The sequence below is a fragment of the Pseudoalteromonas sp. Z1A6 genome (assembly GCF_011378745.1).
In the GTDB taxonomy this organism is placed as follows: Bacteria; Pseudomonadota; Gammaproteobacteria; order Enterobacterales; family Alteromonadaceae; genus Pseudoalteromonas; species Pseudoalteromonas arctica.
The window spans coordinates 1-5,160 of record NZ_WTKW01000295.1; the positions used below are offsets into that span (position 1 = coordinate 1).

The following is a 5,160-nucleotide window of genomic DNA, read 5'->3' on the forward strand; positions in this document are numbered from 1 at the left end:
ACTTTATTAAGCGAATTGGTATGATTTTAAATAGTTAAACAAAAAAACGCCGCAAAAATTGCGGCGCTTTTGTTACTAAGTAAAAGTGTTACTTACTCAAAGTATTATTTAATTGAGCGAGGCTCAGTTCGTAAACCTAAAACTAAGCTTAAACACATAAATAACAATACAATAGTGAAAGGTAATCCTGCTGATACAGAGCCAGCTTGAAGTGCTTGAATCGCTTCAGTCCCGCCTATCCAAAGTAATGCAGCGGCTACTGCACCTTGAGTCACAGCCCAAAAAATACGCTGTGGTACTGGAGCATCAATTTTGCCACCGGCAGTGATTGAATCAATTACCAAAGAACCAGAGTCCGATGACGTAATAAAAAACACTAATACTAGTACAATCGCAATAAACGATAAGATATTAGATAGAGGTAATGCATCAAACATCTGGAACATAGCCAGAGGTACTTCAGTTAAGCCATTAGCACCTAATTCACCCACACCATTAACTACTTGATCAATAGCAATGCCGCCGTATATCGACATCCATAAAATAGTAACAGCAGTAGGAACAAGCAATACCGCAATTAAAAATTCACGAATTGTACGACCACGTGATACACGCGCGATAAACATACCTACGAACGGTGACCAAGAAATCCACCATGCCCAATAAGATACAGTCCACCCGTGCATCCAAGTTTCATCTTCACGACCATGAGGATTACTTAGTGGGATGATATTTTCTATATACCCCATAACAGTAGTCGGGATATTACCTACAGAAACAGCAAAGCCTACTAAAAAAACAAAGATAAGCAAAACTAAGGCGATTAGCATATTGGCATTACTAAGTACTTTAACGCCGCCATCAATCCCACGAATTACTGAAACAATAGCTAAAAGTGAAACACCTATAATGACTAAAATTTGTGAACCAACTCCGCCTGAGGTACCAAATACATGGTCTATTCCTGCAGAAGCTTGCTGTGCCCCAAGTCCTAAAGAAGTAGCAAGACCAAACAGGGTTGCAAGCACGGCTAAAATATCGATGAGGTGACCTGGCCAGCCCCATGCTCTATCACCTAAAATAGGATAAAAGATAGAACGAATAGACAGTGGTAAGCCTTTATTATAAGTAAAAAATGCAAGCGAAAGCCCTACAACGGCATAAATAGCCCACGGGTGAAGACCCCAGTGAAACATAGTCGCACCCATTGCTACTTTTGCCGCCTCGGGTGTATTAGGTGTTACATTCAGTGGTGTTTCAAACCAGCCTGTATAATAAGCAAGTGGTTCAGCAACGCCCCAAAACATTAAGCCAATACCCATTCCCGCAGCAAATAACATAGCTAACCATGAGATACGTGAGTGAGTCGGTTTAGCATCATCACCACCTAAACGAATGTTACCGTAAGGTGAAACAATAAGCGCTAAACAAAAAACAACGAAAAAATTAGCAGCCCACATAAATAAGGCGTCAAAGTTATTGATAATATCTGTTTTTATACCATCAAGAGCAGATTTAGCCGTTTGTGGATCGGTAACAAGAATGGCGATTAAAAAAATGACAATCAGTCCGGCACTTATGCCGAAAACAGAGTTATGTATATCAAGCCCCCATTTTTGTACGTTGTCTTGACCTACAGTGTAGTCTGTACTGTCAATACTATATTTGTCATGATTTTCCTTCATGCAATACCTCTTTAGTTGTCCTAACAAGCCAAAATAAATTCGGCGTCATATCGAATTACATTAGCCTTTAAATATTAAGTAAATGTAATACCATAATTATTTGAAGACTAACTAATTTGAAGAGTGATCATACAGCTAGTAGTGTATGAGTTAAATATTAAATGTAAATGAATTTGCATTTAAAACGCTGTTTATATAGCCAAATTCATGATTCTTTTATTTAAAAAGCCCTAAAATTATAAATTCAGTGAACGTTAAAATTTAGTTTGCTATTAAAAGTATTAATTTACTTGGTTAAGTAAAAAAAGATCACTTTTAAGCAACTTAATTAATGCTTAAATACTAGGGCTTGTTGACCTTTTAGGATTGAAATTTGTTCTATTTAGGAGCGATTTAATCGATCCTAAGTTTGTAACCTAACGGTGCTGTTTCAAATCTGCGTTATTCTACATGCTTACATACACGTGAGAATAATTAAAAGCTGAGCAGTAAAGAGCAAATTTCCCTCCAGGGCTAGTATAAATTTATAAGCTGATAAGCATCTTTAATCAAGTTGTAATATGAATATGATTTAACACAACATTAGGGCATGTTGAATTTTGGCGATTGAATTTACAGTAGTATGTTTGGTTTTTAGGCAAGGCAGAGCCTATGTAGTGTGGTCATTCCCCATAAATAGGCGATAACGCAGCATAAATACCAAACATACACTGCCCTTTGGGTTCTTTCTAGGGACGATTAACTCTTTGTTACTCGGTTTTTACTTAGCCCGCTAGGTTACAAACCTCGTGCCGCGATTTAATCACCCCTAGATTGAATAAATTTCAATCCAAAAAACTCAGCATGCCCTAAGCTATATTTTATAAATAGATAGGCAAAGGATTAATACTATTATGCGTGAATGCGCTTTAAACAATACCAATAAAAACGAACTTGTTAAACGCTTTTGCAGCGTTAGAGGTGAAAGCCTGGCTATTATTGAACCACTCACTGTAGAAGATTGCCAATTACAAGCTATGGCAGATACCAGCCCAAGCAAATGGCATTTAGCGCACACCACGTGGTTTTTTGAAACGTTTTTACTTAGTGTTTATTGCAAGCAGTACAATGTGTTTAACTCTCACTATAGAATGCTTTTCAATTCTTACTACAATGGGATTGGAGAGCAATTTAAGCGCGCACACCGAGGTAGTTTATCCAGGCCTAGTTTAGATGAAGTACTAGCTTACAGAGAGCATGTTGATAGCTGTATGGTTGAATTACTTAAAACTGAAGTTAGTCCACAAATTAAAGATATTATTGAACTTGGGTTACACCATGAGCAACAGCATCAAGAACTAATGTTTATGGACATCAAATATAACTTTTCAGTAAATCCATTATTTCCGCAATATAAAACATCGCCTTTAAACAGCCAAAACAAATCAGCAGATATTAAGCCTCTTAATTTTATAAATTTTGAGCAAGGTATTATTAATATAGGTACAAATGCCGACGATGAATTTGCATATGATAACGAGCGCCCCAAACACCAAGTATTAATTCATCCATTCAGTTTTGCTAATAGATTGGTCACCAATGGTGAATATTTAGACTTTATAAATGCAGGTGGATACAGCAATCCACAGTATTGGTTAAGTGACGGTTGGGCAAATATACAAAACAACGCTCTAACGCAACCATTATATTGGCATTGTATAGATAACGAGTGGTTTGAGTTTACACACTATGGATTAGAGCCTCTCAATTTAAATGCCCCGATCTGTCATGTTAGTTATTTTGAGGCCAGCGCCTATGCTAATTTTGTAAAAGCTCGCTTGCCTACAGAGTTCGAATGGGAATATGCAGCTAAAAATAATCCTTCAAAAGACACTAATAATCACTACCTAACACCACAGCAAGCAAAAGGTGATACTAAAATAAATCAGTTAACTGATTCGTGTTGGCAATGGACGAACAGTGCATATTTACCATACCCCGGTTTTAAGCCTATTGAAGGAATAGCAGGGGAATACAATGGTAAATTTATGAATAACCAAATGGTGTTACGTGGTGGGTGTGTGTTTACCCCTCAAAACCATTTACGACAAACATACCGTAATTTTTATTACCCGCATCAAGCGTGGATGTGCAGCGGGATAAGACTAGCTAAGGATATAGTATGAGCCAAGTAACAGCGATTAAGCAAAGCAACATAACCGACACTGAATTTCTAAACGACGTGATAAGCGGATTAACTCAACAACAAAAAACGCTTCCGTGTAAATATTTTTATGATGATAAAGGTGCTGCATTATTTGAGCAAATAACAACCTTACAAGAGTATTACGTAACACGTACGGAGCTTTCTATATTAGAGCAACATTCGAAGTCGATTGCTCAAATGCTACCTGAAAACCTCTCTATTATAGAGCCCGGCTGTGGCTCGGGTAAAAAGGTAGCCTATTTATTAGCGCATATGGCAAACGTTAAAACCTTTGTACCGTTTGAAATATCTGAGGAGATGCTCAGTTATTCACTTGCACATTTGTCACCGTTATTTCCAGATTTGGCAATTTCGCCATTATTAGGAGACTTTACACACAGCCAAATGGTTAAACAGTTAACCAAAGACACCGCTTTAGACAGCCAAACTAATTTGGTGTACTTTCCGGGCTCCACTCTTGGTAATTTTGCCCCAGTTAAAGCCATAGAAATTATGAATAATTTCCATCGCTTATGCGGTGTAAATGGTTATGTATTAATTGGGGTTGATTTAGTAAAAGAGCGCCAAGTGTTACTTGATGCATATAACGATAAAGCGGGAGTTACCGCTGCTTTTAATAAAAATTTACTACAACGTATTAATAACGAGCTAAACGGCACATTTAATATAGATAACTTTAGCCACGAGTCACGCTTTAACGAGCAACATAGCCGTATCGAAATGCATTTAGTAAGTAATCGTACTCAAAGCGTGATTATAAATGATCAGCAAATAGACTTTATAGAAGGCGAAAGTATCCATACAGAAAACTCTCACAAGTACACGCTCGAGTCGTTTAAGCAGCTTGCTGCGCAAGCTAATTTAAAGTTAGAGCAAACATGGCAAGACGATAGTAACTATTTTGCCCTGTGTTTATTAAGACCGCTTTAAGCATTACTTAAGTTATGTTTAGTAAATGACAACTTTAGCATTGTTAAACTCATAGTTTAGCAATGCGCCACTATTTGACTGCTGTACAAGCATAGCTTTATTTAAACCGTGTAGTCTAAATAGCAGGGGGGCAATAACAGATACCGCAGAGCCTGTAGCACTGTCTTCATTTACACCAAACTGGGGTGCAAAGTATCTAAAATGCGCTATGGCATTTTTCTTGTCTTTATTTTTTATACTAAGGGCAATTACTGCATTTTTGTGGAGTGCACACAAAGCTTTAAAATCAACGTGTAAATTTTTTAAGTTCTGTTTTTCATCGGAATTATTTTCAAGTTC

4 protein-coding genes are annotated in these 5,160 nt (G+C 37.2%); 2 read left to right on the plus strand and 2 right to left on the minus strand.

Annotated features, from left to right (window positions below):
- Nucleotides 1-104: 104 nt before the first annotated feature.
- Complete coding sequence (locus GQR46_RS15730; protein ID WP_165741425.1) at nt 105-1,685, minus strand: BCCT family transporter; 1,581 nt, start codon at nt 1,683-1,685, stop codon at nt 105-107.
- Between the two features lie 893 nt (nt 1,686-2,578).
- Between GQR46_RS15730 and egtB the strand changes: the two genes are divergently transcribed.
- Both egtB and egtD read left to right on the plus strand, forming a co-directional pair.
- Nucleotides 2,579-3,850, plus strand: a complete 1,272-nt coding sequence (egtB, locus tag GQR46_RS15735) for an ergothioneine biosynthesis protein EgtB (protein ID WP_165741426.1) — start codon at nt 2,579-2,581, stop codon at nt 3,848-3,850.
- Complete coding sequence (egtD, locus tag GQR46_RS15740) at nt 3,847-4,821, plus strand: L-histidine N(alpha)-methyltransferase (RefSeq protein WP_010552853.1); 975 nt, start codon at nt 3,847-3,849, stop codon at nt 4,819-4,821. Before egtB ends, egtD begins: the two co-directional genes overlap by 4 nt.
- 18 nt (nt 4,822-4,839) lie before the next feature.
- Here the strand turns inward: egtD and GQR46_RS15745 are convergent.
- The coding region (locus tag GQR46_RS15745; RefSeq protein WP_165741427.1) for a PhzF family phenazine biosynthesis protein at nt 4,840-5,160 on the minus strand (321 nt) is incomplete at its 5' end.

What these genes read in the sequence shown, in the direction of transcription:
- egtD (WP_010552853.1), top strand. Translation starts at nt 3,847, where the DNA reads ATGAGCCAAGTAACAGCGATTAAGCAAAGCAACATAACCGACACTGAA.
- egtB (WP_165741426.1), top strand. Translation starts at nt 2,579, where the DNA reads ATGCGTGAATGCGCTTTAAACAATACCAATAAAAACGAACTTGTTAAA.
- GQR46_RS15730 (WP_165741425.1), bottom strand. Translation starts at nt 1,685, where the DNA reads ATGAAGGAAAATCATGACAAATATAGTATTGACAGTACAGACTACACT.